Source organism: Arcicella aurantiaca (assembly GCF_003148625.1).
GTDB lineage: Bacteria > Bacteroidota > Bacteroidia > Cytophagales > Spirosomataceae > Arcicella > Arcicella aurantiaca.
In genome coordinates this window covers 136,514-160,642 of sequence record NZ_QGGO01000014.1, presented here as the reverse complement: position 1 = coordinate 160,642, position 24,129 = coordinate 136,514, and the positions used below count along the sequence as shown (strand labels likewise).

General features: G+C 34.8%; 18 protein-coding genes. 13 read left to right on the top strand and 5 right to left on the bottom strand.

Features of this window, described 5'->3' with window-relative positions; translation table 11 throughout:
* Positions 1 to 112 precede the first annotated feature (112 nt).
* The 3 genes from LV89_RS14340 to LV89_RS14330 all read left to right on the top strand — a co-directional run bounded on the left by LV89_RS14340 (position 113) and on the right by LV89_RS14330 (position 3,487).
* A complete protein-coding gene (locus LV89_RS14340; RefSeq protein WP_229201523.1) occupies positions 113 to 883 on the top strand; it encodes a TatD family hydrolase in 771 nt (256 codons plus the stop codon).
* A 167-nt stretch (positions 884 to 1,050) separates the two neighbouring features.
* Complete coding sequence (locus tag LV89_RS14335; protein WP_109743591.1) at positions 1,051 to 2,112, top strand: asparaginase; 1,062 nt, start codon at positions 1,051 to 1,053, stop codon at positions 2,110 to 2,112.
* 25 nt (positions 2,113 to 2,137) lie between these two features.
* Entirely contained in the window at positions 2,138 to 3,487 is a 1,350-nt protein-coding gene (locus LV89_RS14330) for a GntP family permease (RefSeq protein ID WP_109743590.1), read from the top strand.
* Between the two features lie 51 nt (positions 3,488 to 3,538).
* Here the strand turns inward: LV89_RS14330 and LV89_RS14325 are convergent, their stop codons facing one another.
* Positions 3,539 to 3,985 (bottom strand): MarR family winged helix-turn-helix transcriptional regulator, encoded by a 447-nt coding sequence (locus LV89_RS14325; protein WP_109743589.1) that lies wholly within the window; start codon positions 3,983 to 3,985, stop codon positions 3,539 to 3,541.
* A gap of 687 nt (positions 3,986 to 4,672) precedes the next feature.
* Between LV89_RS14325 and LV89_RS14320 the strand changes: the two genes are divergently transcribed.
* Positions 4,673 to 5,197, top strand: coding sequence for a hypothetical protein (locus LV89_RS14320; RefSeq protein WP_109743588.1), 525 nt, complete (start codon positions 4,673 to 4,675; stop codon positions 5,195 to 5,197).
* A gap of 42 nt (positions 5,198 to 5,239) precedes the next feature.
* Here LV89_RS14320 and LV89_RS14315 read toward each other — a convergent pair whose 3' ends face one another.
* Positions 5,240 to 6,088: an alpha/beta fold hydrolase gene (locus tag LV89_RS14315; protein ID WP_109743587.1), complete on the bottom strand. Its 849-nt coding sequence runs from the start codon at positions 6,086 to 6,088 to the stop codon at positions 5,240 to 5,242.
* Between the two features lie 220 nt (positions 6,089 to 6,308).
* Between LV89_RS14315 and LV89_RS14310 the strand changes: the two genes are divergently transcribed.
* The 8 genes from LV89_RS14310 to LV89_RS14275 all read left to right on the top strand — a co-directional run bounded on the left by LV89_RS14310 (position 6,309) and on the right by LV89_RS14275 (position 20,425).
* Positions 6,309 to 9,455 (top strand): SusC/RagA family TonB-linked outer membrane protein, encoded by a 3,147-nt coding sequence (locus LV89_RS14310; RefSeq protein WP_109743586.1) that lies wholly within the window; start codon positions 6,309 to 6,311, stop codon positions 9,453 to 9,455.
* A 96-nt stretch (positions 9,456 to 9,551) separates the two neighbouring features.
* Positions 9,552 to 11,114: a RagB/SusD family nutrient uptake outer membrane protein gene (locus tag LV89_RS14305; protein ID WP_109743585.1), complete on the top strand. Its 1,563-nt coding sequence runs from the start codon at positions 9,552 to 9,554 to the stop codon at positions 11,112 to 11,114.
* 537 nt (positions 11,115 to 11,651) lie between these two features.
* The gene (locus tag LV89_RS14300) at positions 11,652 to 12,338 is read left to right on the top strand and encodes a response regulator transcription factor (RefSeq protein WP_109743584.1); all 687 of its coding nucleotides are present in this window, start codon (positions 11,652 to 11,654) and stop codon (positions 12,336 to 12,338) included.
* Between the two features lie 186 nt (positions 12,339 to 12,524).
* The gene (locus LV89_RS14295) at positions 12,525 to 13,361 is read left to right on the top strand and encodes a UDP-2,3-diacylglucosamine diphosphatase (RefSeq protein WP_109743602.1); all 837 of its coding nucleotides are present in this window, start codon (positions 12,525 to 12,527) and stop codon (positions 13,359 to 13,361) included.
* Positions 13,362 to 13,390: 29 nt separating this feature from the next.
* Positions 13,391 to 14,557: a glycosyltransferase family protein gene (locus tag LV89_RS14290; RefSeq protein ID WP_109743583.1), complete on the top strand. Its 1,167-nt coding sequence runs from the start codon at positions 13,391 to 13,393 to the stop codon at positions 14,555 to 14,557.
* 108 nt (positions 14,558 to 14,665) lie between these two features.
* Positions 14,666 to 15,748 carry an alkaline phosphatase family protein gene (locus tag LV89_RS14285; protein WP_109743582.1) on the top strand — a complete coding sequence of 361 codons (1,083 nt, stop codon included), beginning with the start codon at positions 14,666 to 14,668 and terminating at the stop codon, positions 15,746 to 15,748.
* 71 nt (positions 15,749 to 15,819) lie between these two features.
* A complete protein-coding gene (locus tag LV89_RS14280) occupies positions 15,820 to 17,217 on the top strand; it encodes a GH1 family beta-glucosidase (RefSeq protein ID WP_109743581.1) in 1,398 nt (465 codons plus the stop codon).
* A 142-nt stretch (positions 17,218 to 17,359) separates the two neighbouring features.
* Positions 17,360 to 20,425, top strand: a complete 3,066-nt coding sequence (locus LV89_RS14275) for a lantibiotic dehydratase (RefSeq protein WP_109743580.1) — start codon at positions 17,360 to 17,362, stop codon at positions 20,423 to 20,425.
* Here LV89_RS14275 and LV89_RS14270 read toward each other — a convergent pair.
* The 3 genes from LV89_RS14270 to LV89_RS14260 are packed head-to-tail and all read right to left on the bottom strand — an operon-like array spanning position 20,422 to position 23,319.
* Positions 20,422 to 21,093, bottom strand: a complete 672-nt coding sequence (locus LV89_RS14270) for a potassium channel family protein (protein ID WP_109743601.1) — start codon at positions 21,091 to 21,093, stop codon at positions 20,422 to 20,424. The two genes, LV89_RS14275 and LV89_RS14270, sit on opposite strands and share 4 nt — an antisense overlap.
* 7 nt (positions 21,094 to 21,100) lie before the next feature.
* Complete coding sequence (locus tag LV89_RS14265) at positions 21,101 to 22,387, bottom strand: MFS transporter (protein WP_109743579.1); 1,287 nt, start codon at positions 22,385 to 22,387, stop codon at positions 21,101 to 21,103.
* Complete coding sequence (locus LV89_RS14260) at positions 22,384 to 23,319, bottom strand: hydrogen peroxide-inducible genes activator (protein ID WP_109743578.1); 936 nt, start codon at positions 23,317 to 23,319, stop codon at positions 22,384 to 22,386. The genes LV89_RS14265 and LV89_RS14260 overlap by 4 nt, the downstream gene beginning before the upstream one ends.
* Positions 23,320 to 23,510: 191 nt before the next feature.
* On the opposite strand from LV89_RS14260, the gene LV89_RS14255 reads away from it, so the two are divergent.
* Positions 23,511 to 24,053, top strand: coding sequence for a peroxiredoxin (locus LV89_RS14255; RefSeq protein WP_109743577.1), 543 nt, complete (start codon positions 23,511 to 23,513; stop codon positions 24,051 to 24,053).
* Positions 24,054 to 24,129 lie beyond the last annotated feature (76 nt).

The window sequence follows — 24,129 nt, the reverse complement described above, 5'->3', positions numbered from 1 at the left end:
CTAATCTCTAATCTCTAATCTCTAATCTCTAATCTCTAATCTCTAATCTCTAATCTCTAATCTCTAATCTCTAATCTCTAATCTCTAATCTCTAAAAAAATATTAACAAAAAATGAATTTAAGTATTATTGAAACGCACGCTCATATTTATGATGAAGCCTTTGCAGAAGACCGTGTAGCGATGTTAGAAAAGGCTTTTTCGGAGGGTGTTGCTGAGATTTGGATGCCCAATTGTGCTTCTGAAACAATTGAGGGAATGATGGCTTTGGCAGAACAATATCCAACCCAATGTTTACCCATGATGGGCTTACATCCTTGCTATGTGAAGGAGGATTTTGAGAAAGAATTATATATAGTTGAAGAATGGCTAAACAAATATAAATTTTTGGCAATTGGTGAAATTGGAATGGATTTGTATTGGGATAAAACCTTCACTAAACAGCAAGAGGAAGCTTTTTTGATACAATGTCAGTTGGCTAAAAAACATAATTTATGGATTGATATTCACTCAAGAAATGCGTTTTGGGAAACTGTGGCTTTGATAGAAAAAAATGCCGACCCGAACTTAAAAGGAATTTTTCACTGCTTTAGCGGTGATTTAGCTGATGCACAAAAAGCCATTGAATTGGGTTTTCTATTAGGAATTGGTGGCGTGGTAACTTTCAAAAATGGTGGTTTAGATAAAATTTTACCGCATATCAGTTTAGAAAATATCGTTTTGGAAACTGATGCTCCATATCTCGCTCCAGTTCCGCATCGTGGCAAAAGAAACGAGCCTGCTTATCTAACTATTATCGCTCAAAAAGTGGCTGATATGATGCAAGTTAGCGTTGAGCAAGTGATTGAGCAAACAACTTTAAATGCTATAAGTCTTAGGTCTTGAGTATTAAGTCTTGAGTCTTAGGTCTTGAGTATTAAGTCTTGAGTACAAAGCGTAATGAAATGTTTACCCAATGTATTCTAATATTTTTGGAACAGCTTGCGACTTAATACTTAGGACTCAATACTTAATACTTAGGACTCAATACAACACACAAATAAACTTCATCAATGAAAACGATAAAAATTAAAACAAAAGCTGACGGCAAAAACGATGTAAAAGTGCTTGTAATTTATACAGGAGGCACTTTAGGAATGGTTTATGACGCTCAAACGGATAGCTTAGTTCCTTTTGATTTTGCTCAAATTCCTGATAATTTGCCAGAAATGGCTCGTTTAGATTTTGAGATTTCGGTACTTACTTTCGATTATCTGCTTGATTCTTCAAACATGAATCCCAAAGTTTGGATGGAATTAGCGGAGATTATCCAAGAAAATTATTCCAAATACGACTCATTCGTAATTCTTCACGGAACGGATACCATGGCTTATACGGCTTCGGCTTTGAGTTATTTATTGGAAAATCTGAATAAACCTGTCATTTTAACGGGGGCTCAATTGCCCATTGGTGTGGCTCGTACTGATGCGAAAGAAAATTTTATTACCGCTTTGGAAATTGCAGCCGCACAAACTCATAGCCGCCCTGTAATTTCTGAAGTTTGTATTTATTTTAATTCAGTTTTATTGCGTGGTAATCGGGCAAGGAAAAATGAAAGTGTGCAGTTCAATGCCTTTGAATCCGAAAATTACCCAGTTTTGGCGGAGGCAGGTATTAAAATTGAGTACAATAAACCGTATTTGAAACATTACGACCAAGATGCTATTCTGAAAGTTCATCAGACTTTTGATGAAAACGTACTGATTTTAAAACTTTTTCCCGGAATTACTCAAAAAGTTGTTCGTAATGTATTGGAAATTAAAGGTTTAAGAGGGGTGATTTTAGAAACTTATGGCTCTGGAAATGCCCCAACAGACGAATGGTTTTTGAAATTAATGAAAGAATTTGTCGATAAAGACATCATTTTTTTCAATGTTTCGCAATGCAATGGCGGACGTGTTACGCAAGGACGTTACCAAACAAGTCATTTTTTGCAAGAAATTGGCGTGGTCAGTGGGGCAGATATTACTACTGAAGCAGCCATCACTAAATTGATGTTTGCTTTGGGGCAAAGTAATGATATTCAAGAAGTTAAAAAGATTTTAAAACGGTCAATTGCGGGAGAGATGTCATAGTTAATAAAATATAAATCCAACCAAAATGCTATCACCACTATTTGTATCTATCTTGTTAGTTATCAGTATTTTATTGATAATTTTGCTGAGTTCAAAGTATAAGTTTAATACATTTTTTGTGTTATTGATAGTCTCCATTTTGGTTGGATTAATCGCTAATTTCTCGGGTGAAGATGTCATAAAAAGCCTAAAAACAGGCTTTGGGCATACGCTTGAAAAAATTGGTTTATTGATTATTTTAGGAACAACTTTAGGCGTTATTTTAGATAGAACAAAAGCTACTTTAAGTATTGCCAATTACATTTTGCAAAAAACTGGCGAAAAATCGGCAGGTTTAGCCATTACTTTAATTGGTTTTATTATTGGTTTGCCCATTTTTTGCGATTCTGGCTTTATCGTTTTGAGTGGCTTGCTACATTCTTTGAGCAAAAAAGTTAGAAATTCTCATGTGTTTTTTACGGTTTGTTTGGCAGGAGCCTTGTATGCTGTTCATTGTCTTGTGCCTCCACATCCCGGAATTACGGCGGCGGCTGGGCAATTGAATGTAGAGTTGGGGCAAACCATGCTTTTGGGTACACTTTTGGCAATTCCTTCTACAGTTGTAGTATATTTTTGGGCGAAATTTGCGGGTAAAAAATATAATAATCTTTACGAAGAACAGATTGAAACGACTGATTCTATTGATTATCAGCTATTTGAAGGAAGTCTGCCTAATCCTCTTCATGCTTTTCTACCCATTCTTTTTCCTATTTTCCTGATTTCGCTGAAGTCATTAGTTTTATTGAATGCCACTATTTTTCCTGAAAAAATGGTTTCAATTATTAAGTTTTTGGGTGAACCCATTACGGCTCTTTTTATTGGTATTTTGTTGGCATTGTCCCTTTTTAAAACTTTTCAAAAATCTGAAATTAATCATCTTTTAGAAAGTGCTATTGAAAAATCAGGACCAATTTTAGCCATTATAGCTGTTGGTGGAGTATTTGGTGAGATTATTAAAATGTTGGATTTAGGAAAAGTTTATGGCGAAATCATAAGCGAGCTTCATCTCGGAATTTTCATTCCTTTTATTTTGACGGCGATATTTAAAACTGCCCAAGGTTCGTCAACTGTGGCAATAATTTCTTCTGCTTCTATAATTTTACCTTTATTGCCCTCTTTAGGACTTGATTCCGAATGGGGCAAACAGATAACTTTAATGGCTATGGGAGCAGGTTCAATGATGGTTTCGCACGCAAATGATGCTTACTTTTGGGTGGTGTCAAGATTTGCTAATATTGGTACAGAACTGACATTGAAATCTTATACCATTATGACAATTTTGATGGGATTAGCCACTTTTATCTCAATCTGTATTTTACATTATTTTCATGGGTAGATTTTAGGTTGCATAGCATGATTTTTACCTAAAAAGCTAATCTTTCTTTATTTATGCTGTAATATTTGTATAAATTGAATCTAAAATTCTAACAAAAGTTTTGTAGTCTTCATCATTCAAATCACCCCAACCTTTTCTGCGAACCTCCGCTACAATTGGGTAAGCTTCATGAAATTTGCTTCTGCCCGCATCTGTAAGGGTAATGTTAAATTTCCTACGGTCATTTTCAGCCATTTTTCGTTCAGCCAAATTCTTTTTGACCAATAAATCTATAATTCTGGTAACTGTTGGAGCGTCTTTGACAGTCATTTCTGCCAATTCATTTTGACTTACGCCATGTGCTTCGTGTCTAAAAATATGGTCTAAAAGTACCCATTGGTCAACTGTTAAATCAACATTGAGGTCATCTAATTTCTTTTGTAAACTTTGACGAATTTTTTTAATAGTAGTATCAATTTTAAAAAAATATGCTCGGTTATCAGAAGTATTTGGAGTCATAAGAAAAGGCTATATTTAGAAGGTTCGGTTTGAAAAATATTCGGAACTTAAAGGGTTTGACTTTAACAGATTTGGGTTAATTTTTCTTGATTTTTATCCGACTGTGTGTCCAGTGTAAATCTGTAAAATCAGTTCAATCTGTGGTCTAAATTTGTCGCAGACAAATAGTTTATAGTTCCGAAAATGATTGACTTAACAATAATTAGTTACCAAATTAATAAATTTAAGCCTTAATTCCGAACTTCCAAATAGTATAAAGTGCTTTTAAGCCTTTCTAAGCGAGTTTGTTCTCAATCAATTGTCTCAAATGTGCTTTAAAATTTTGTTTCCTGAATTATATTTTTCCCATTTATAATTTCGTTGTCATAGCTTTTTTTAACGGAATTATCTAATATTTGGCGGACTCTTTTAAGGTTACACTTCTCCGAAGTTGGTACGAGAATTTTCACTATATTCTACAAAGGTTGAACCTCTCCGAGGTATAAATCGACACAATTTCGGAGAAATTCAACCTTTGTAGCACAAGAATAGCCTCGAATTACGGGCTTCGGAGAAGCCTAACCTTAATTCCGCCAAATAGTAGATAATTCCGTTTTTTAAAAAAAAATGTTACAATATTGATTTATTTACGTCGTTATCACCGAGCAACTGCATTAGTTGCGAGATTTTTAAACTAATAATTATTTCATGAAAAAGGCTATTATTGCTTCCTTAACACTATTATTTGTACAAGCTGCTGCATTTGCACAAACGCCAGTTGTAACTAATCCTGATACCGATACAAAAATCGAGAAAAAAGGTGGACGTAAAGAGAATAAAAAAGACCGTAAAGAAGAAGGCGGAAAGAAAAAAGGTTCGGCTGGAGATAGAGCTGCCCAATATTCACAAGAATTAAAATCAAAATTAGGTTTGTCAGACGACCAATATCAGAAAGTGTTGGCTGTAAATACAGAGTGCATTAATCGTAAAGATGCCACGAAAGGGAATAAAGATAAAAGTGCTAAAGATGAAATAAAAGCGTATCGTCAGGCAGAATTTCAAAAAATATTTACTCCTCAGCAGTTAACAACTTATCAGAGTCTTCATAAAAAAGGACATGATGGCGACGACCACAGAAAAGGTGATAGAGAAGACAGAGGCGATAAAAAAGGGAAGGGTAAAGGAAGAGGAGAAGGAAAACCTAAAGAAGGCGATTCTAAGGAAAATAAATAAAATAAAAAGACGGGCTTTTCAGTCCGTCTTTTTTATGAAAAATCAATAAACTTCTTTCAAAAAATCCAAAACGGCATTGGTAAAAGCATGGTTTGAGTCGCCTGCTACCATGTGACCTGCACCCGAAACGTTGACACTCCGCACGTGAGGAACTTCATCTAAAAACTCTGCCATTACTTTATCTGAAACTACGTCAGACATTCCTCCACGTACTATCATCGTGGGGACTTTTAGGTTTTTGGCGGCATTAAACATTCTTATTTCATTTTTGATTTGTTGGTCTGGGCTTATGCTTTTCCACAATTCAAGCATTTTCATATCCCAATGCCAATAATATCTTCCATCGCCTCTTAGACGAAGGTTTTTTTCTAATCTTGAATGGTCTTGGGGTTTCGGACGATTGGGTAGATACGCAGCAACTGCTTCGGCGGCTTCTTCAATTGAGGCAAAACCATGTTTATTAGAAGACATAAACGCAAAGATTCTTTCTATTCCTTTTTGTTCGGTTTTGGGAGCAATATCTACTAAAACAATGGCTGATGAAATACTTTTTTCTGCTTCACCTTCTGCAATTAGAGAAGTTAATCCACCCATTGAAGCTCCAACCAAAGCGGGTGATTTCGCTAATTGACTGATAACCGCTTTTAAGTCTTTTCCAAAATCTTCAATTCTATATTCTCCATTTTCAGACCAACTACTATCTCCATGTCCACGAGCATCCAAAGCTATGGAATAATAGCCGTGTTCAGCAACGATTTTAGCAGAATCTCCCCATGAATGTCGAGTTTGTCCTCCTCCATGTAAAAACAATACAGGCTTATCGTTTGGGTTTCCATAGGTGTCTGCTATGACAAAGAAATTAGGATAAATTTCAAATTGAATTGTTTGCATGATGAAGCGATTTAGTTATAAAGTTATCATTATTTAATACACATTTAACCTTGTTTTAATCCTAAAAATGGTATTTGGTATCTCAAATGTAGCAATATTTCAGAGAGATTAAAATTGAATAGTTAATGAAAAGCATTGAATAATTTATGTAACTGAGACAGGATACTTTTGCATTTTAGTTAGAACTTAAACTTAAATCTTTAACAAACCAAAATTTCTTATGAAATGTAAAATCTACTGGTGTAAAACGAGGTATCTGTTTCTATCTCTTTTGTTTTTCTCATTTATCACATTTGGGCAGAGTGGTTCAATACCAATTACGGGGAAAGTAATTGATGAAAAAGGGGAATTAATAGTGGGAGCAAATATTGCCATTAAAGGCACTAATCAAGGGGTAAGTAGTGACGGAAATGGGAATTTTAAAATTACAGTACCGTCAAGTAATTCAACGATTGTGATTTCGTATGTGGGCTATGAAACTAAGGAAATTGTAGTTGGAAATAAGACTGTTTTTGACGTAACAATTTCTTCAAAGACAAGTATGTTGGAAGAACTCGTAGTGATTGGGTACGGAACACAAAGAAAATCAGATTTAACGGGTTCTGTGGGAACGGTGAAAGCTGACCAACTTTTGGAAAGACCTGCGGCTTCGTTAAATCAAAGCCTTTCTGGTAGAATGTCGGGGGTACAAGTAAATACAAACTCTGGTCGCCCCGGTGGTAGAACAACCATTCGTGTACGTGGTTTTAGTTCGATTAACTCCTCAAACAATCCACTTTATGTAATTGACGGAGTCATGTTGCCACAAGGTAATCAAAACCAATTTAGTTCTGCTATTGACTACTTAAACCCAAATGATATTGTTTCAGTGGAGGTTTTGAAAGATGCGTCATCAACGGCTATTTATGGTGCAAGAGGTGCGAATGGGGTTATTTTGGTAACTACTAAAAAAGGAAAAGCAAATGATAGTCAAATCACATACAGTTCTGATTTTAGTGTAAATACCATTGGACCAAACAGACCAGAAGTATTAAATTCAAAACAATACATGGCGGTTGAAGATTTAGCTTGGGCAAATATGCAAAAATATGACCCAGTTGGTTGGAATGCTGGAAAATGGGCTTATCTCAATCCAAAATTACGCCGTACAGACCCACGAGTATTTGATGCTTCTGGAAATCCATTGTACGATACAAACTGGTTAAATGAATCAACTCAAAATAGTTTGACACAAAATCATCAGTTAGGTTTTAACGGTGGAAATGAGAAAACACAATATTCGTTTTCATTAGGTTATAGAGATGACCAAGGTTTGATTAAAACATCTTATTTGAAACGTTATTCTGGAAGATTTACGATTGACGACCAAATAAGAAAATGGTTGAAAGTAGGCGGTACACTTGCTTATAACAATCAAACTGAAAATGTTGCTGATATTAACGATGCTGTGGCTCGTCAGATTGTGGAAGATTTCCCTTTTCTACCTGTTAAATACGCAGATGGTTCTTATGCAAATAACCGTGATTTCCCTTATGCAGAAGGTACTTTTAGTTCAGTTCACCGTTTAATGGGGCGTAAATATGTTTTGAATACCCAAACCACAACGGGTTCTGTTTACTCAAATATTGCCTTAGCGAAAGGTTTAGAAATGAAAACGGTATTGGGGGCAAACATCATCACGCAAGAAAATAACCAATCTCAAACAAGAACTTTAGCAATCGGTCAGCAAGGAACAGCGTCAGTTTCTAACCAAACACAAACGTTTTGGTCGTTAGAAAACTTCTTGACATACACGAAAGAAATTAATGCAAATAACTCAATTACAGGTTTATTAGGGATTTCTTGGCAACAAACAGATTTCTTCAATATTGGTGGTAGTGTACAAGGTTTTGCCACAGATTATTTTGGCTATAATAACTTAGGAGCAGGTTCTACACTTCCATCGGTAGGTTCAGGAGCTTCTCGTTTTGCTTTTAATTCATATTTCGGTAGAGTAAATTATAGCTTGAAAAACAAGTATTTAGTAACATTTACAGGTCGTGCTGATGGTTCTTCAAGATTTGGAGAAAATGATAAATTTGCCTTTTTCCCTTCGGGTGCATTAGCTTGGAAAGTGTCAGAGGAAGATTTCTTGAGAGGTAATCCTGTAATTAGCAACTTGAAACTCAGAACAAGTTATGGTTTGACAGGTAACTCTGAAATTCCTTCCTATTCTTCTTTGTCACTTCTTAGCTCAAACTATTCAACAGTTATTAACGACACACGTGTTTCTGGTACAGGTATTTCTCGTTTAGCAAACCCTGATTTGAAATGGGAGAAAACGGCACAAACGGATATTGGTTTTGAAGTTGGACTTTGGGGAGGACGTGTAAACCTTGAAGCTGATTATTATTACAGATTAACTACCGATATGTTATTGGACGCTCCAGTTCCACAAACAAGTGGTTATGGAACAATTAGAAGAAACGTTGGTTCGATGGAAAATAAAGGATTTGAATTTGCGATTAATTCAGTAAATATCAATTCTGGAAAATTCCGTTGGAATTCAAATTTCAACATTTCGTTTAACAAAAATAAAGTGCTTTCGTTGGCAACGCCTTCTGATATTTTCAACGTGGGTGGACCAAACTTCACAAACCCTACAAACATTATTCGTATTGGTGAGCCAGTGGGTGCTTTCTGGGGACTTACTCGCTTAGGTGTGTGGGGAACGGCTGAAAGAGACGAAGCTGCTAAATTTACAAGTTACCGTAACGGTTTGACCATTCTTCCTGGTGACATCAAATATAAAGACGTAAACGGGGATTATGCCATTACTGACGCTGACCGTTCAATTATCGGAAATGGTAGTCCAAAATTCTGGGGAGCATTTACCAACACCTTGAAATATGGTAATTTCGATTTAACCTTAGAACTTCAATTTAGCTACGGAAACGACGTAATGATGATGAACTTACACGCAAGTGAAGACCGTCAAGCATTGGCAAATAGTTATTCATCAGTGTTAAATGCTTGGACTCCTCAAAATCAAAATACGATGATTGCTGAAATCAGAGACACAAGAGCTGGTTATGTAACAAACGTAGATAGCTGGTGGATTAAAGATGGCTCATTTATAAGAGGTAAAAATTTATTGTTAGGTTATAATATTCCGAGTGAAATAACTAAAAAGATGAATTTGAACCGTTTGAGAGTTTATGCTTCTGCACAAAACTTCTTCTTGGCTGTGAAGGATAAAATTATCGGTGACCCAGAAGTTACGCCAACAAACCAAGGTGACGGAAACAGTGCTTTCTCACAAGGTATGATGTGGCATAATTATCCCAAACCTACAACTTATATGCTTGGTGTACAAGTAGCCTTTTAAATAACGGGTGATTGGTTATTGGAAAATGGGTAAAGTGTTGATAATCGTAATTCTTAAATCGTCAATGGACTTACTTAACTAAAATTTGAAATACAAATGAAATTGAATAACATAAATAAAAATATAAAACTTGCCCTTCTAAGTGCATTTTTAGTAGGACAATCTGGATGCTCTGATTTCCTTAAAGAAAAAGCTCCATCAAACCTTACGCCTGATAATTTCTATACAATTCCAGACCATGCGGAGGCAGCTATTGCATCAGTATATTCTGATTTGAGATTTATGGGCGGAGGTGCAGGAATTTTCTCGTCAAACTGGCAACTTTTAGAAGCCCTTACAGGAACTTCAACAACTGAAACCGCTCAGAATTCGGACTTAAACAACCTGTATGGTTTAGTTCATGATGGTAATACTGCCCATGTGGTTAACTATTGGAATGGTTTGTACAAAGTAATTGCCCAAGCAAACCAAGTAATTGAAAAAGTACCACCAATTACGCCAATGCCAGATGCTCAGAAAAAGAAGATTTTAGGAGAAGCTAAGTTTTTACGTGCTTCGGCATATTATTCAGCCGTAAGACTTTGGGGGGATATTCCATTGATTACGAAACCTCAAACGGCAAGTTCTGAAAACTTTTTGCCTGCTAAATCTTCTAAAGATGATGTTTATAAATTAATTCTTGAAGATTTGACAGAAGCTGAAAACGCTGGTTTGCCTTGGATGGATGCAAGTGGTAGAGTTTGTTTAGCGGCAGTAAAAGCTCAAATGGCTAACGTGTATTTAACAATGGCGGGTTTCCCATTGAGTAAAGGAGCAAGCCATTATAAATTGGCAGCTGATAAAGCTCTTGAAGTAATTACTTATGCCAACAGTAATCCTTCGGTGATTAATCTTTTCACAACTTACAGTGATGTACACAAAGAAAATCAAAAGAATAAATTAGAGCATTTATTCATGATTCAGTATAATACTTTGGTAGCAGGAAATCCGATGGGAAATATGTTCCCTAACTTCAAGCCTATTAACTATAATGGCCCTGGAGGAACGGGAAGTACAGTACCAACTACGTCTTTCTATAATTCTTATGAAGCAGGCGATTTGAGAACTAAAGACCAAGAAGGATATTTTTATACCACGTATTTTACCAATGGAAACGGTGCGGCGTTCAATTTGAATGCTCCGTATATTTTCAAGCATTTCAACCAAACTGCTAATGGAACTTTTGGTGTAGCGGGTACTCGTAATGATAACTTGAATGTTCCACAAATTAGATATGCGGAGGTTTTATTGACGTATGCGGAAGCTCAAAATGAAGTTGCCGGACCAAATCAACAAGCGTATGATGCTTTCAAAAGAATTAGAGATAGAGCTAAATTGACGACTCCAAGTTTGAGTAGTTATTCAGCAACTACTTTCAGAGAAGCCGTTTGGAAAGAAAGATGGCATGAGCTATGCTACGAGCAAATTACTTGGTTTGATATGGTTCGTTTGAGAAAAGTATTCAATGAAAACACGAAGAAGTTTGACAATTTCGTGGGTCATATCAATGAAAGTTCTAAACAAGCTTTACAAGAAAAACATTTGCTTTTACCTTTTGGAAAGCAAGAAATGTTGAACAACCCTAATCTGAAACCTCAAAATCCGGGCTATGCGAATTAACGTGTGCTATGTTTTAGAGCATTACTGAAACAGTATTAACTATGACTAAATTACAAAAATCCACTCTGTTAGGGTGGATTTTTTGTTTTGTAAGTTAAATATTGTCATCATCACGTAGTGGCGTATAGCATACGCCCAAAAGGTCGAGATGTGGGCGTATGCTATACGCCACTACATAATATCAATTTATTTATTCCAAATACTTATCCTCACATAATTGATAATTAAGCTCATGATAATCCTAAATCCCAACCTCTACTAAATAAGCAAATTTCTTAATTCTATAAAGTCTTGTTAATCATGAATTTATATTGAAATATTTAATTTGTAAAAAATTAAACAACCATCATTATGAAAAACGTATCAAAAATCCTTACTTCTTTTCAGCGAAATTTTACATGGTTTATGACTTCAATGTTTGTGTCATAACAATGTTTCGACAAATTATCCTCTTACCTCTGAACCATAATATTGTCTTAACAAAGAGTTAATATTGGAGCAGTATGTTTGATAATAATTACTCAAACAAGCTATACAATGTTAGACTTTTCCCAAAAAATTTTATTGGTTGACGATGACCCCGATATTTTAGAATTACTTGATTATAATCTTAGCCGTGAAGGATTTCAAATTAAAGTAGCTGAAAATGGCTTAAAAGGCGTCCAAATGGCTCAGGAGTTTTTTCCTGATTTGATTTTAATGGACATTATGATGCCTGTCATGGACGGAATCGAGGCTGGACGAATCATCAAGCAAGACCCTATTTTAAAAAACTCGTATTTGATTTTCTTAACGGCTCGTTCAGAGGAATATTCTGAAGTTGCCGCCTTTGAAATTGGTGCTAATGATTATATCAATAAGCCTGTAAAACCTCGTGCTTTGATAAGTAGAATAAAAGCAGTTTTTCAAAGAAATACCAGCGAAAGCGAGACTGATGATAAAGTTGTTTTAGAAGATTTAATCATCAATCGTCAAAATTATACCATTGCCATCAATGACGATTCTTGGACGTTGCCAAAGAAAGAATTTGACTTATTGATGTTCTTTGTGAGTAACCCAAATCGGGTATATACTCGTGACGAAATTTTATTGAATGTTTGGGATAGAGGAATCCACGTAACTGAAAGAACAGTAGATGTTCATATTCGTAAAATCAGAGAAAAAATCGGTCAGGATTATATCCGTACTATTAAAGGAGTTGGCTATTTATTTTCGAGAAACTAAATACACTGTTTAATAAGTTATCTGGATAATTTTTATTCCAAAATCTTGTAGAACTTCCCGAAACTTATTAAACACTGTACTAAATAACAATTACTTAATATTTTGGAAATCATAAGATTAAAGTAAATGTTGAAATTTGTTTAAAGAATCCTTAAACACTGTTTTTACCCTTTGCTAATGTCTTTTATGAAAACCGTCAAACAATACAAGACAATAATAATCTCAGATATTCACTTAGGCTCTGAAGGCTCAAAGGCGAAAGAAGTAACTGCATTTTTAAAGTCTGTGACCTGTGAAACACTGATTTTGAATGGAGATATTATTGACGGTTGGCAGCTCAAAAAAGGAGGCTCTTGGAAGAAAAAACATACCGCATTTTTCCGAGTTGTTCTCAAGATGATTGAATATCAACAAACGAAGGTTATTTACCTGAGAGGAAACCACGATGATTTTTTAGACCAAATCATTCCTTTTTCTCTCGGTAAATCCTTTACTATTCAAAGAGATTATATCCTTGCTTCTGGTGAAAAGCGTTTTTTAATTACGCACGGTGATATTTTTGATTCTGTAACTTCCAAAATGAAATGGTTGGCTTATTTAGGCGACGTTGGCTACACTTTGCTATTGTCAATGAATAAGATTTATAACCAATATCGCTCTTGGCGTGGTTTGTCGTATTATTCTTTTTCGCAACGTATAAAACAAAGAGTTAAAGAAGCGGTTAACTACGTTTCTGATTTTGAAGAAAAAATCACCGAACTCGCTAAAGCTCACCATTGCGAAGGAATCATTTGTGGGCATATTCACAAACCAGATATTAGGCAGGTTAATGATATTCTCTATATGAATTCGGGGGATTGGGTAGAATCAATGACTGCTCTGGTAGAAGACCATTCGAATAATTGGGAATTACTCTATTTTCTCCACGAAAACAATGTTCAAATTTTAGAAGAAGAAACGGACGAAGTTGTTGATAGCGAGTCGTTTAGTGTTGTGAATAAAGTTTTTATGGGAATCGCTTAATACGATTTGAAACTACTAAATATTATAAAATGAGCAAATTCTTATTTGTGGTACAAGGCGAAGGAAGAGGACATCTTACACAAGCCATTTCATTATTTGAAATCTTGACAAATGCTGGTCATCAAGTTGTTTCTGTGATGGTTGGTATGGATAACGAACATAATTTGCCAACGTTTTTTCAAGAAAAAATTCCTTTGAAAATTCAAACGTTTCCAGCTCCAAGCTTAGTTTACGGACAAACCAAAGCTGTAAAAGTTTGGGATACCATCAGCACACACATACTAAAAATAGGAAAATACCACAAAAGTGTTCAATTGTTAGCTCAAAAAGTTGAAGAACATCGCCCAGACGTTATCGTAAATTTCTATGATATGATTTGTGGTTTGTATGCTCAGTTTCATCGCCCAAGCATTCCTGTGGTTTGTATTGGTCATCAATATTTGTTATTGCATAAAGCGTTTATTTCGTTACCCAATAAATACGTAGATAGATTTTTATTGAATCTAAATACCCGTCTTACCTCTCTAAATTCAACCCGTAAATTGGCTTTGTCGTTTGTAGAAATGCCAGATGATAAAGCCAATTTCATTGCCGTTACGCCACCACTTTTACGTGACGAAGTAAAAAAACTTAGCCCTAAAACTAAACCTTTTATTCTTGCCTACATAACACACCATAAGCTGAGTGAAGACATTATAAATTGGCATTCCAATCACCGAGACGTTCAAATTCATTGTTTTTGGAACAATAAAGAATTTGCTGATGAATGGCAATTCAGAGAAAATTTGACTTTTCATCAAGTAAATTCAGAAAAGTTTTTGACCATGATGCAAGAATGTTCGGGATTGGTTTGCACAGCAGGCTTCGAGTCTGTTTGTGAGGCTATGTACTTAGGAAAACCAATTATGATGGTTCCTGTGCCAAATCATATCGAACAACAAATTAACGCTTGGGACGGCGAACGTGCAGGGGCGGGCATTGCAGATACCGCTTTCAACTTCAATAGATTCATTGAATATTTACCCGTTCACGAAAATATTAGTGAGAATTTTAAGCATTGGCAAGGACAGACTTCTCGTCTATTTTTACGTCATTTGGAAGAAGTTGCCCAAGAACGTATGGAAGTTTATACATTCAAAAAGCAGTCAAATAATTTAGGACAATTTTTCCGTCGAGCGTTGAAGCTTAAATTTTAAGATAAAATTTGTAAAGTATTAGCCTTCAATATGTTATCGATAATAACTTATTGGAGGCTAAATTATTATATTTCATTTACAAACCCCATAATCTCATTTTATTTAATCATGAAAAAACTATTTCTCTCTCTTTTATTAATCAATTTTTCTACTGCATTTGCTCAACAAAAATTTAAAACTGAAAATGTTTTTATCATTACAACCGATGGTTTTCGTTGGCAAGAACTCTTTGCTGGCATGGATTCCACAATTGCCAATGATAAAAAGTTTAATTCCGATTCGAGTAAAGTTTACAAAACATTTTGGGCAAATTCTGCCAAAGAAAGAAGAGAAAAGCTGTTGCCTTTTTTCTGGAAAACGGTAAGTGAAAAAGGACAAGTTTACGGTAATCGTTGGTTGGGCAATAAAGTAAATGTCAAAAATCCATATTGGTTTTCATATCCGGGATATAACGAAATTTTAACAGGCTATGCCGATGATAAAGTCAATTCAAATGATAAACTTGAAAATCAAAATATCACCATTTTAGAATACCTAAACAATCAACCGAATTTTAAAGGAAAAGTAGCCGGATATTCCACTTGGGACGTTTTTCCATTTATCATCAATGAAAAAAGAAGTGGCATAACTGTTAATTCTGGAATAGAATTAGTCAATGGTAATTTATCGGATAGAGAAAAATTATTGAACGAAATACAGATGAATATTCCGCCGTCGGGAAGTGACCGCTATGATTTTTTGACTTATTATTTGGCAAAAGAATATGTTACTAAAAATCAACCAAAAGTATTTTTCCTGTCTTTTGATGAAACCGACGAATTAGCCCATGAAGCTAAATACAAAGAATACCTTTTTGCCGCTAATTCTTTCGATAAATATTTAGCTGATTTATGGAATTATTGTCAGTCGAATCCAAAATATAAAGATAAAACGACTTTTGTCATCACAACTGACCACGGAAGAGGAGACAGAATTAAGTCGCAGTGGACAAGTCATGGTCAAAAAGTATCAGACTGTTATCAGATTTGGATGGCGTTTTTAGGACCAGATACACCTGCAATGGGAGAAGTAAAAACGGAAGGACAACTGTTTCAAAATCAGTTAGCTAAGACCGTCGCAAGCTTATTGGGACTTGATTTTAATAGTAATCCCACAATGGGAGAAAGTATCCAAAATGTTTATAAAAAGTAAGTCACAAAAGATTTAATATTAACATCACAAAAAAAATATCTACATTTGCACCCCGAAAAAAGTAAGTGTAAATGCAAGATAATCAAATAATTAGTTCGTTGTTAGAACCCTTGAATCAACCAAAAGAGTTTTCAAAAGAAGCTTTTGGCAATGATTTTATGTGGGGTGTGGCAATGGCATCTTTTCAAAATGAAGGTGCTTGGAATGTTGATGGAAAAGGTGAATCTATTTGGGATAAATTTTCAAGTAAAAAAAACAAAATAAAAGATAAGCAGAACGCCAAAGTTGCCTGTGATTTTTATTATCGCTTTGAAGAGGACATTCTTATCGCAAAATCTCTAAATTTTAATTCTTTTCGTTTCTCAATTGCTTGGACACGCATTTTGCCCAACGGAATTGGAAGTGTAAATCAAGCGGGTTTGGCGTTTTATCATCAAGTAATTGACTGTTGTTTAGAGAATGGTCTTGAACCCTGCGTCACGCTTTATCATTGGGATTTACCACAAATGCTTGAAGACCGAGGAGGTTGGACAAACCGTGAAATAATTGCTTGGTTTTCAGATTATTGCGAAGTAGTAACCCGTGAATTTGCCAGTAAAGTTAAATATTGGATGGTTTTGAATGAACCTGCGGGCTTTACAGGTTTGGGCTACATGACGGGCTATCACGCACCGGGAAGAATGGGAATGGGTAATTTTTTACCTGCTATCCATCATACCGCTATGTGCCAAGCAGAAGGAGGGAGAATTGTCCGCCGTAATGTGCCAGATGCAGTGATTGGAACTACCTTTTCGTGTTCGTTTATTGAGCCTTTTACCAATAAATTATCAGATATTAAAGCTGCCCAAAGAACTGATGCTCTTCTTAATCGTCTGTTTCTTGAACCAAGTTTAGGCATGGGTTATCCCGTTGAGGATTTGCCATTTCTCAAGAAAATGATGAAAAAGTATGTTCAAGAAGGAGATTTAGAAAAGCTTGCCTTTGATTTTGACTTCATTGGTTTACAAAATTATTTTAAAGTCGTGGCTAAAAATGCTTGGTGGATGCCTTATTTAGGAGCAACCGAAGTAAAACCTCAACATAGGAATGTTACAGATTTGACGCATATCGGTTGGGAAGTTTCGCCAGATGGAATGTACCAAATTTTGGAACAAATGTCTCAATATGAAGGCATAAAGCAAATAATAATTACCGAAAATGGAGCAGCTTTTGATGATGTTTTTCACGAAGACCAAATTCATGATGCCGACAGAATCCGTTTTTATGAATCTTATTTGCAACATATTCTGAAAGCAAAACAAGCAGGAATAAAAGTAAATGGATATATGGCTTGGACACTGACAGATAATTTTGAATGGACAGAAGGCTACAAACCACGTTTTGGGTTAGTCCATATAGATTTTGAAACGCAAAAACGAACTTTAAAGAATTCTGCTAAATGGTTTAGAGCGTTTTTAGATGAGTATTAAGAGCTTAAAGCAATGATAATTTAGACCAAGTTTGTGGATTGTGCTAAATTCTCATTGCTTTTTTTTGAATCAGCTATTTTTTATTATACCTTACATCTTCGTTTTACCGCATTTATTAAACCTCAATAATTGAAGATTCTTTATGTTTCATGATAAACTCATTATCAGAACTCCAACTTTCCCTTTTTCTGACAATCTTTCGGAAGCTTTCTTAAAACAAATTCTTGATAATCCAAAATTCGCTGAAGCTGTTTATTTAGCATCTCCAGTGCTATTTCAAGATGCCATTCAGTGGAAAGATGGTAAAATTACTGACCCTAAAAAACTACAAAAAATCCCTTTGTCGCTGGGCAAATATTATACCCGAATGTGCAGTAGATGTACACCATTTGGGCTTTTTGCGGGTTGTGGCGTAGTAGAATGGAATGAAGTTACGGATATTGAAGTAGCCACCCAATCGGGAAGAAATACCCGTTTAGATATGCACTTTGCAGGTGCTTTAGCTCAAAGATTAGCTGAAATTCCAGAGATTAAATTTTCTCTAAAATACAGTCAAAATTCGAGTATTTATCAAATCGGTGAGGAGATTCGATATGTAGAATATAAATATGTAAATGGACGAAGAACGCACCAAATTAGTGCTATCACGTGGTCGGAGTATATTCAGCTGGTCTTGGATTTGTGCAAAAATGGAGCGACAATTCAAGAGATAATACCACATTTACTTGATGATGATGTTTCAGAAGAAGATGCCTCTGTATTTATTGAACAATTAATTGACGACCAGCTGTTAGTTAATGAATTAGAGCCAGCTATCACAGGTGAGGATTTTACGAAGCAAATCAGGAAAATATTAGCTCCGCAAGGTCAATTAGCAGAACTTTTAGACAAAATTGATTTACTTTTAACTCAAATAGATTCCAACGATTTTAATCCTATAAGTGCGTATGAGGAAGTCATAGAAACGTTGAAAATATTTGGTGTTCCTTTTGAAGAAGGAAAGCTTTTTCAGACAGATTCTGTAAAGCTCTTTACAAAATTCTTTTTAGATGAAGGCTATAAAAATGTTTTTAATGAAATAAGCGAAATTTTATCATCTGTTCAAGAAGTTTATGAAAATCAGAGTGTTAAAAATTTTAAAAAGCTTTTTTCTGAAAGATATGAAACTAAAGAAGTACCACTTTTATTTGCTTTAGATACTGAAACTGGCATTGGTTATAGTGATACAGGAAAGTCAAATAATACCCCCATTGCCGAGGGATTAATTTTACCCGAAAAGCAGCATTCTACGACTCAAATTTCACTAAATGTTTGCCAACAAAAACTATTTAACCGTCGTTTAGAAGCTTTACAAGCAAATGAATTTCAAGTGGCTTTAGAAGATGATTTTTTTAAGGAATTGAGTATTCCAAATGCCAAATTGTCGCCTTCGGCTTCTATGATGTTTAGGCTCACAGGTGATGAAAAATTGCCTATTTTCTTTGAAGGTAAAAGTGGCTCAAGTGCTATTAATTTATTAGGAAGGTTCGCCCATGCAGATAAAGATGTTCTTGAAATTATACAAGAAATTGCTGATGTAGAACAATCTAAAAACCCTGAGGTTGTTTTTGCAGAAATTGTTCATTTGCCCGAAAATAGAATTGGCAATATTTTACTTCACCCTCCTTTCAGAAAGTATGAAATTCCTTATTTAGCAAAATCTTCGTTAGCGAATGAGAATCAACTACCTTTGGACGACCTTTTAGTTTCGGTTGATTTACAGCTTGATAGAATAGTTTTGCGTTCTAAAAAATTAGGAAAAGAAGTTATTCCTCGACTGAGTAATGCACATAATTTCTCTCAAAATTCCTTGCCTATTTATCATTTTTTAAGTGATTTACAAACACAAGGCTTTCAAAAAACTGCCAATATTCCTTGGACTTCGCTTATCCCGAACGCCAATTTTATTCCTCGATTAACCTACAAAAATGTCATTCTTTCTTTGGCAACTTGGTATCTCAAAAAAGATGATGTCAAAGCATTGTTAGTAGGAGGTATTGATACTTTTGAGCAAAATTTTAAGGATTTTCTTACTAAATGGAAATTGCCCAAATACTTTGTTTTAGCGGATTTCGACAATGAACTTTTAGTAAATATAGAAAACCCTCTAAGTGTACAAATTTGGCTTGATGCCATTAAAAAGCGTGAAAAAATTGAATTAAAAGAGTTTTTCTATCAAAATGAAAATAGCCCTGTCAAAAATGCTGATGGAGAAGGTTTTACCAATCAATTCATTGCTGCGTGGATAAATGATGACGTGGTTTATGAAAGAACTACGTCAAAACAATGCTCTGAAAATACAATTCAGCGAAATTTTTCATTAGGTTCTGAGTGGCTTTACATGAAGTTTTATACTGGGGTTAAAGTTGCAGATACTATTTTGGTACAAGCTATTAAGCCTGTTTTAGAGAAACTATTTGAAGAAAAAATAATTGACAAATGGTTCTTTATTCGATATGCTGACCCCGAAAAACATTTGCGTTTTAGAGTACATTTACCTGATTTGTCGGGATTAGGTATTGTCTTTCAATATATTAAAGAAGCTGTACAACCTTTTGAAAATGAAGGGATTATCTGGAAAGTGCAAGCTGACACTTACCAACGTGAAATAGAACGTTATGGAGCTAATGTGATAGAATTATCTGAAACGCTATTTTGTGAAGATAGTAATGCCATTCTGCAAATGCTTGACCAAACTTGGGGCGATGAACGTGAGCCGATTCGTTGGCAATGGACGCTCAAAGTAATTGATGTTTTCTTGGATGATTTTGGCTTATCGCTCGCCGAAAAGAAAAATTTATTGGAGAGAATGAAAACAAGTTTTGCTAATGAATTTGGAATAGATAAATCGTTGAAACTTCAAATTGACCAACGTTTTAGGGAGAATCGTCGTACCATTGAGCGAATTTTAGATAATTCATTGAACGAATCACATGAATATGCTCCTTTATTTGAAGCCATTTATCAAAAAAGTCAGCGAACTAATGACATTATCGAGCAAATAAAACTGCAAAAAACAGAAATGGAATTGCTAAAATATTTAAGTGATAATATCCACATGACTGTTAATAGGGCAATTTCCGACAATCAGCGTGTGCATGAATTGGTTATGTACGATTTTCTATTTAGATATTATCAAGCAGAAATAGCGAAACGAAAAAAAGCTTAATTGTCTGATTTTGAAGAGAATTTGCTAATTAAAATACCCACTAAAACCACTGAATAAAATTGTCCTAAAACCCCAAAAATGGAGGTGATTAATTTAGTTTGGTAATTATTGGGCGTAATATCTCCAAAACCAATACTTGTGAAAGTGATGCTACAAAAATAAACCAAGTCCATATAAACCGTGGCAGAATTTGTAGCATCAATTCCTTTGTAAGATGTTGGGTTGTCGTAGAAGAAAATTTGCATCAAAAACACGCTAATTTCAATCATTAGCAAATATCCGCAAGCCGAAGCCGAAATAATATCAACGTTTATGTAGCTTGGTTTTATCAAAAATTTGATGATTTCAATAAAAATAAAGCAGAAAAAAAGTACGTAAACGGCACTGATTATCAGCATATAACTATGTGAAGTCTTGATAAACGACAAACTTGTGGGTAGCGTAAAAACTAAAATCAGCAAGATATTTTTGATAACTTTCTTCCATTTACTTTTCCCGATATAAACGCCAACGCTCGCAAAACCCAAAATAAGCATATTTATTGGCCAAATGACTTTAATATATGTTTCCATGTCATTGAGTATGATACCAACAAATAAATGCTGAATTAGAGCTACTAAAAGCAACTCATATTTTCGCTTATTGAGAATTTCACTGAGGTTTTCCATTAAAATATTAATAAACTTTCTTTGAAGGAATTTGAGACAAAATAATAAAGCCAATCGCAAAAATCGCCGTCAGGAATAATAAACTCATTCTCATACTTCCCGTAAGCTGATTGACAAGCCCAAACATAAACGTCCCGATTACGGTAGAAAGGCGGTCGCAAACATCATAAAAGCTGAAATATGAAGCTGTATCATGCGTATTTTCGGGTAACATTTTGGCGTAAGTTGAGCGTGAAAGCGATTGTATTCCACCCATGACAAAACCAATTCCTGTTGCCAAAATATAAAATTCATTGCGTGTATAAACGAAATAACCAGCAATACAGATAACTACCCAAATAATTACTATATACGAAAGCGACTTTGTATTTCCGACTTTTTCTGAAATTTTAGAGAAAATATAAGCCCCTGGAATAGCAACTAATTGAATCAATAAAATGGTGATAATCAGAGCGTCAGAAGGAAGTTTAAGTTCTTGTCCACCAAATAAAGCTCCTAAATACATAACAGTTTGAGCAGCCATATTGTAGAAGAAAAAGGCTGATAAAAACTTTTTAGTAGTTTTTAATTTCTGTAATTCACCAAAAACTTTTTTCAATTCCTTAAAACCATTGAAAATCCAATTGCCCGTTTGTTTTTGTGCATTTTGAGTTTCGGGCAAATAATGAAAAGGAATTTGTGCAAAAACTATCCACCAAATGCCCACCGTTAAAAACGAGATTCTTGAGGCTTCTCCGCCTGTAATTCCACCATACCACTCTGGTTTTAAAACCATTGTCAGATTCTGAATTAACAAAACCACACTTCCGAGATAGCCCATCGTAAAGCCTCTTGCCGAAAGAGAATCGTATTTGTCTTCTGTGGCAATTTCGGGTATGTATGAGTTATAAAAAACGATACTTCCGCCCCAACCAACAATTGAAAACAGAAACGCAAAAGTGCCTAAATAATAATTTCCTTCTTTGAAAAAGTATAAAATCATGCAAGAAATTGCCCCTAAGTAGCAATACATTCGCATGAATACTTTTTTCTTGCCTGTATAATCTGAAATGGCAGAAACTAAAGGCACTGAAAATGCCAATAACAAAAATCCCAAAGAAACAGCGTAAGAATAGATAACGGTGTTTTCGAGTTGTAATCCTAAGAAATCTAAAGTGGTACTTTTCGACGGCATCATGACTGCTGCAATCGGAAAATAAATAGGAAAAATAGCTGAGGTAATTGTTAATGAATGAACAGAATTTGCCCAATCATACATCGTCCAAGCGGTTAGGACTTTAGGGTTGTTTTTCATAAACTCAATACGTTTGTATCTTTATTGTTTCTAACTTGTTCGGGTAAGGCTTCTAAAATGCTATTTTTTAGGGTTTTAAGAATACCAGATTTGGCAAAGTTTTTATGGGCTACTAAACTGATTTCTCGTTTTGGAGCTGGACTTTTAAACTTGCGTATCAAATTTAACCTTTCTTCGTCAAAATCCATCGTTGCCAACTCTGGTAAAATGGTAATTCCTTGATTTCTTTCTACCATTTTTCTTAGCGTTTCTAAACTTCCCGCTTGGTATTCAAATTGATTTTTGCCAATTGATTTTCGCTTTAATTCGCAAAGGTTTTCAATCTGCGAACGTAAGCAATGTCCTTCCTCCAATAGCCATAATTCTTTAGGATTTATATCTTCTGAAATCGCATATTTTTTCTTGTAAATCGCATTTTCTTTTGAAACATAAAGTACCAATTCTTCATAAAAAATCGGGTGTTCAATAAGATTAGGTTGTTGTAAAGGAGTAGCAACCAAGCCTAAATCTAAATCATCATTTTTTAAACCATGAATAATTCTGTCTGTCGTTAATTCCTTGATTTTTAGCTCAATAGATGGATATTGTTTTAAGTATTCCATCAAAAATAAGGGTAGGAGATATGGGGCAAGTGTTGGAATTATCCCTAAACGAATTTCTCCAGAAATTTCATGTTTCCCTGCATTAACGGTATCTTTTATTTTGTAAAACTCCGAAATGGTTAAACGTGCCTGTTGGAGTATCTCTTGACCAATTTGGGTAGTTACAACAGGTTGCCGACTGCGGTCAAATACCTTGATGCCAAGTTCGTCTTCCAATTTTTGGATTTGCATACTAAGTGTTGGTTGAGTGACGCAACAACTATCTGCCGCTTGAACAAAATTTCGATGTTTTTCAACCGCTAAAATGTATTCTAATTGAGTTATGGTCATACTTATAGATTATAATTATACAAATATCGAAATTATCAATTTGTTTTACTACATGATTTCGATGCAAATTTGCAGAATAAAAGAAAATAATACTTTTTCAAGCCTAACCTATTTTAGATTACTCAAAATGAAGTTTAAAATTGTATTATTCTTATTTTTATTTTAATTTAATCCTTTAATTTATTATAATCATGTTATCATTAGGTTCAATTTTCCCAACGTTTAAAAAAACAGCAGTAGTTTCTCTTGAAAAAGGAAAAGAATTCCACGATATTACTTCTGAAGACCATAAAAATGCAGATAAATGGATGGTAATGTTCTGGTGGCCAAAAGATTTTACTTTCGTTTGCCCAACTGAAATTGCTGCTTTCAACGCAAAATATGATGATTTTTCTGACCGTGATGCAGTGCTTGTTGGTGCTTCTACTGACTCTGAATTTGTTCACTTAGCTTGGAGAAATAATCATGATGATTTACGTGGATTGAAATTCCCAATGTTGGCTGATACTTCTAAATCTTTAGCTGAAGAATTAGGAATTTTGGAAGCTAATGAGAAAATTGCTTACCGTGTAACTTATATCGTTGACCCACAAGGTGTTATTCGTTGGGTATGTGCTAACGATTTATCTGTTGGTCGTAATGTTGACGAAGTTTTAAGAGTATTAGATGCTTTACAAACTGACGAACTTTGCCCATGTAACTGGAAACAAGGAGAAGAAACGTTAAACGTTTAGTCTTAAATAATTTTACAGCGTTGTAAAATATGTTCTGAACAATTGATGTTTACGAACGATTTTACAACGCTTCTTT

Coding starts and splice junctions, on each gene's coding strand:
- LV89_RS14340 (WP_229201523.1), top strand. CDS start 113: ATGAATTTAAGTATTATTGAAACGCACGCTCATATTTATGATGAAGCC.
- LV89_RS14335 (WP_109743591.1), top strand. CDS start 1,051: ATGAAAACGATAAAAATTAAAACAAAAGCTGACGGCAAAAACGATGTA.
- LV89_RS14330 (WP_109743590.1), top strand. CDS start 2,138: ATGCTATCACCACTATTTGTATCTATCTTGTTAGTTATCAGTATTTTA.
- LV89_RS14325 (WP_109743589.1), bottom strand. CDS start 3,985: ATGACTCCAAATACTTCTGATAACCGAGCATATTTTTTTAAAATTGAT.
- LV89_RS14320 (WP_109743588.1), top strand. CDS start 4,673: ATGAAAAAGGCTATTATTGCTTCCTTAACACTATTATTTGTACAAGCT.
- LV89_RS14315 (WP_109743587.1), bottom strand. CDS start 6,088: ATGCAAACAATTCAATTTGAAATTTATCCTAATTTCTTTGTCATAGCA.
- LV89_RS14310 (WP_109743586.1), top strand. CDS start 6,309: ATGAAATGTAAAATCTACTGGTGTAAAACGAGGTATCTGTTTCTATCT.
- LV89_RS14305 (WP_109743585.1), top strand. CDS start 9,552: ATGAAATTGAATAACATAAATAAAAATATAAAACTTGCCCTTCTAAGT.
- LV89_RS14300 (WP_109743584.1), top strand. CDS start 11,652: ATGTTAGACTTTTCCCAAAAAATTTTATTGGTTGACGATGACCCCGAT.
- LV89_RS14295 (WP_109743602.1), top strand. CDS start 12,525: ATGAAAACCGTCAAACAATACAAGACAATAATAATCTCAGATATTCAC.
- LV89_RS14290 (WP_109743583.1), top strand. CDS start 13,391: ATGAGCAAATTCTTATTTGTGGTACAAGGCGAAGGAAGAGGACATCTT.
- LV89_RS14285 (WP_109743582.1), top strand. CDS start 14,666: ATGAAAAAACTATTTCTCTCTCTTTTATTAATCAATTTTTCTACTGCA.
- LV89_RS14280 (WP_109743581.1), top strand. CDS start 15,820: ATGCAAGATAATCAAATAATTAGTTCGTTGTTAGAACCCTTGAATCAA.
- LV89_RS14275 (WP_109743580.1), top strand. CDS start 17,360: ATGTTTCATGATAAACTCATTATCAGAACTCCAACTTTCCCTTTTTCT.
- LV89_RS14270 (WP_109743601.1), bottom strand. CDS start 21,093: ATGGAAAACCTCAGTGAAATTCTCAATAAGCGAAAATATGAGTTGCTT.
- LV89_RS14265 (WP_109743579.1), bottom strand. CDS start 22,387: ATGAAAAACAACCCTAAAGTCCTAACCGCTTGGACGATGTATGATTGG.
- LV89_RS14260 (WP_109743578.1), bottom strand. CDS start 23,319: ATGACCATAACTCAATTAGAATACATTTTAGCGGTTGAAAAACATCGA.
- LV89_RS14255 (WP_109743577.1), top strand. CDS start 23,511: ATGTTATCATTAGGTTCAATTTTCCCAACGTTTAAAAAAACAGCAGTA.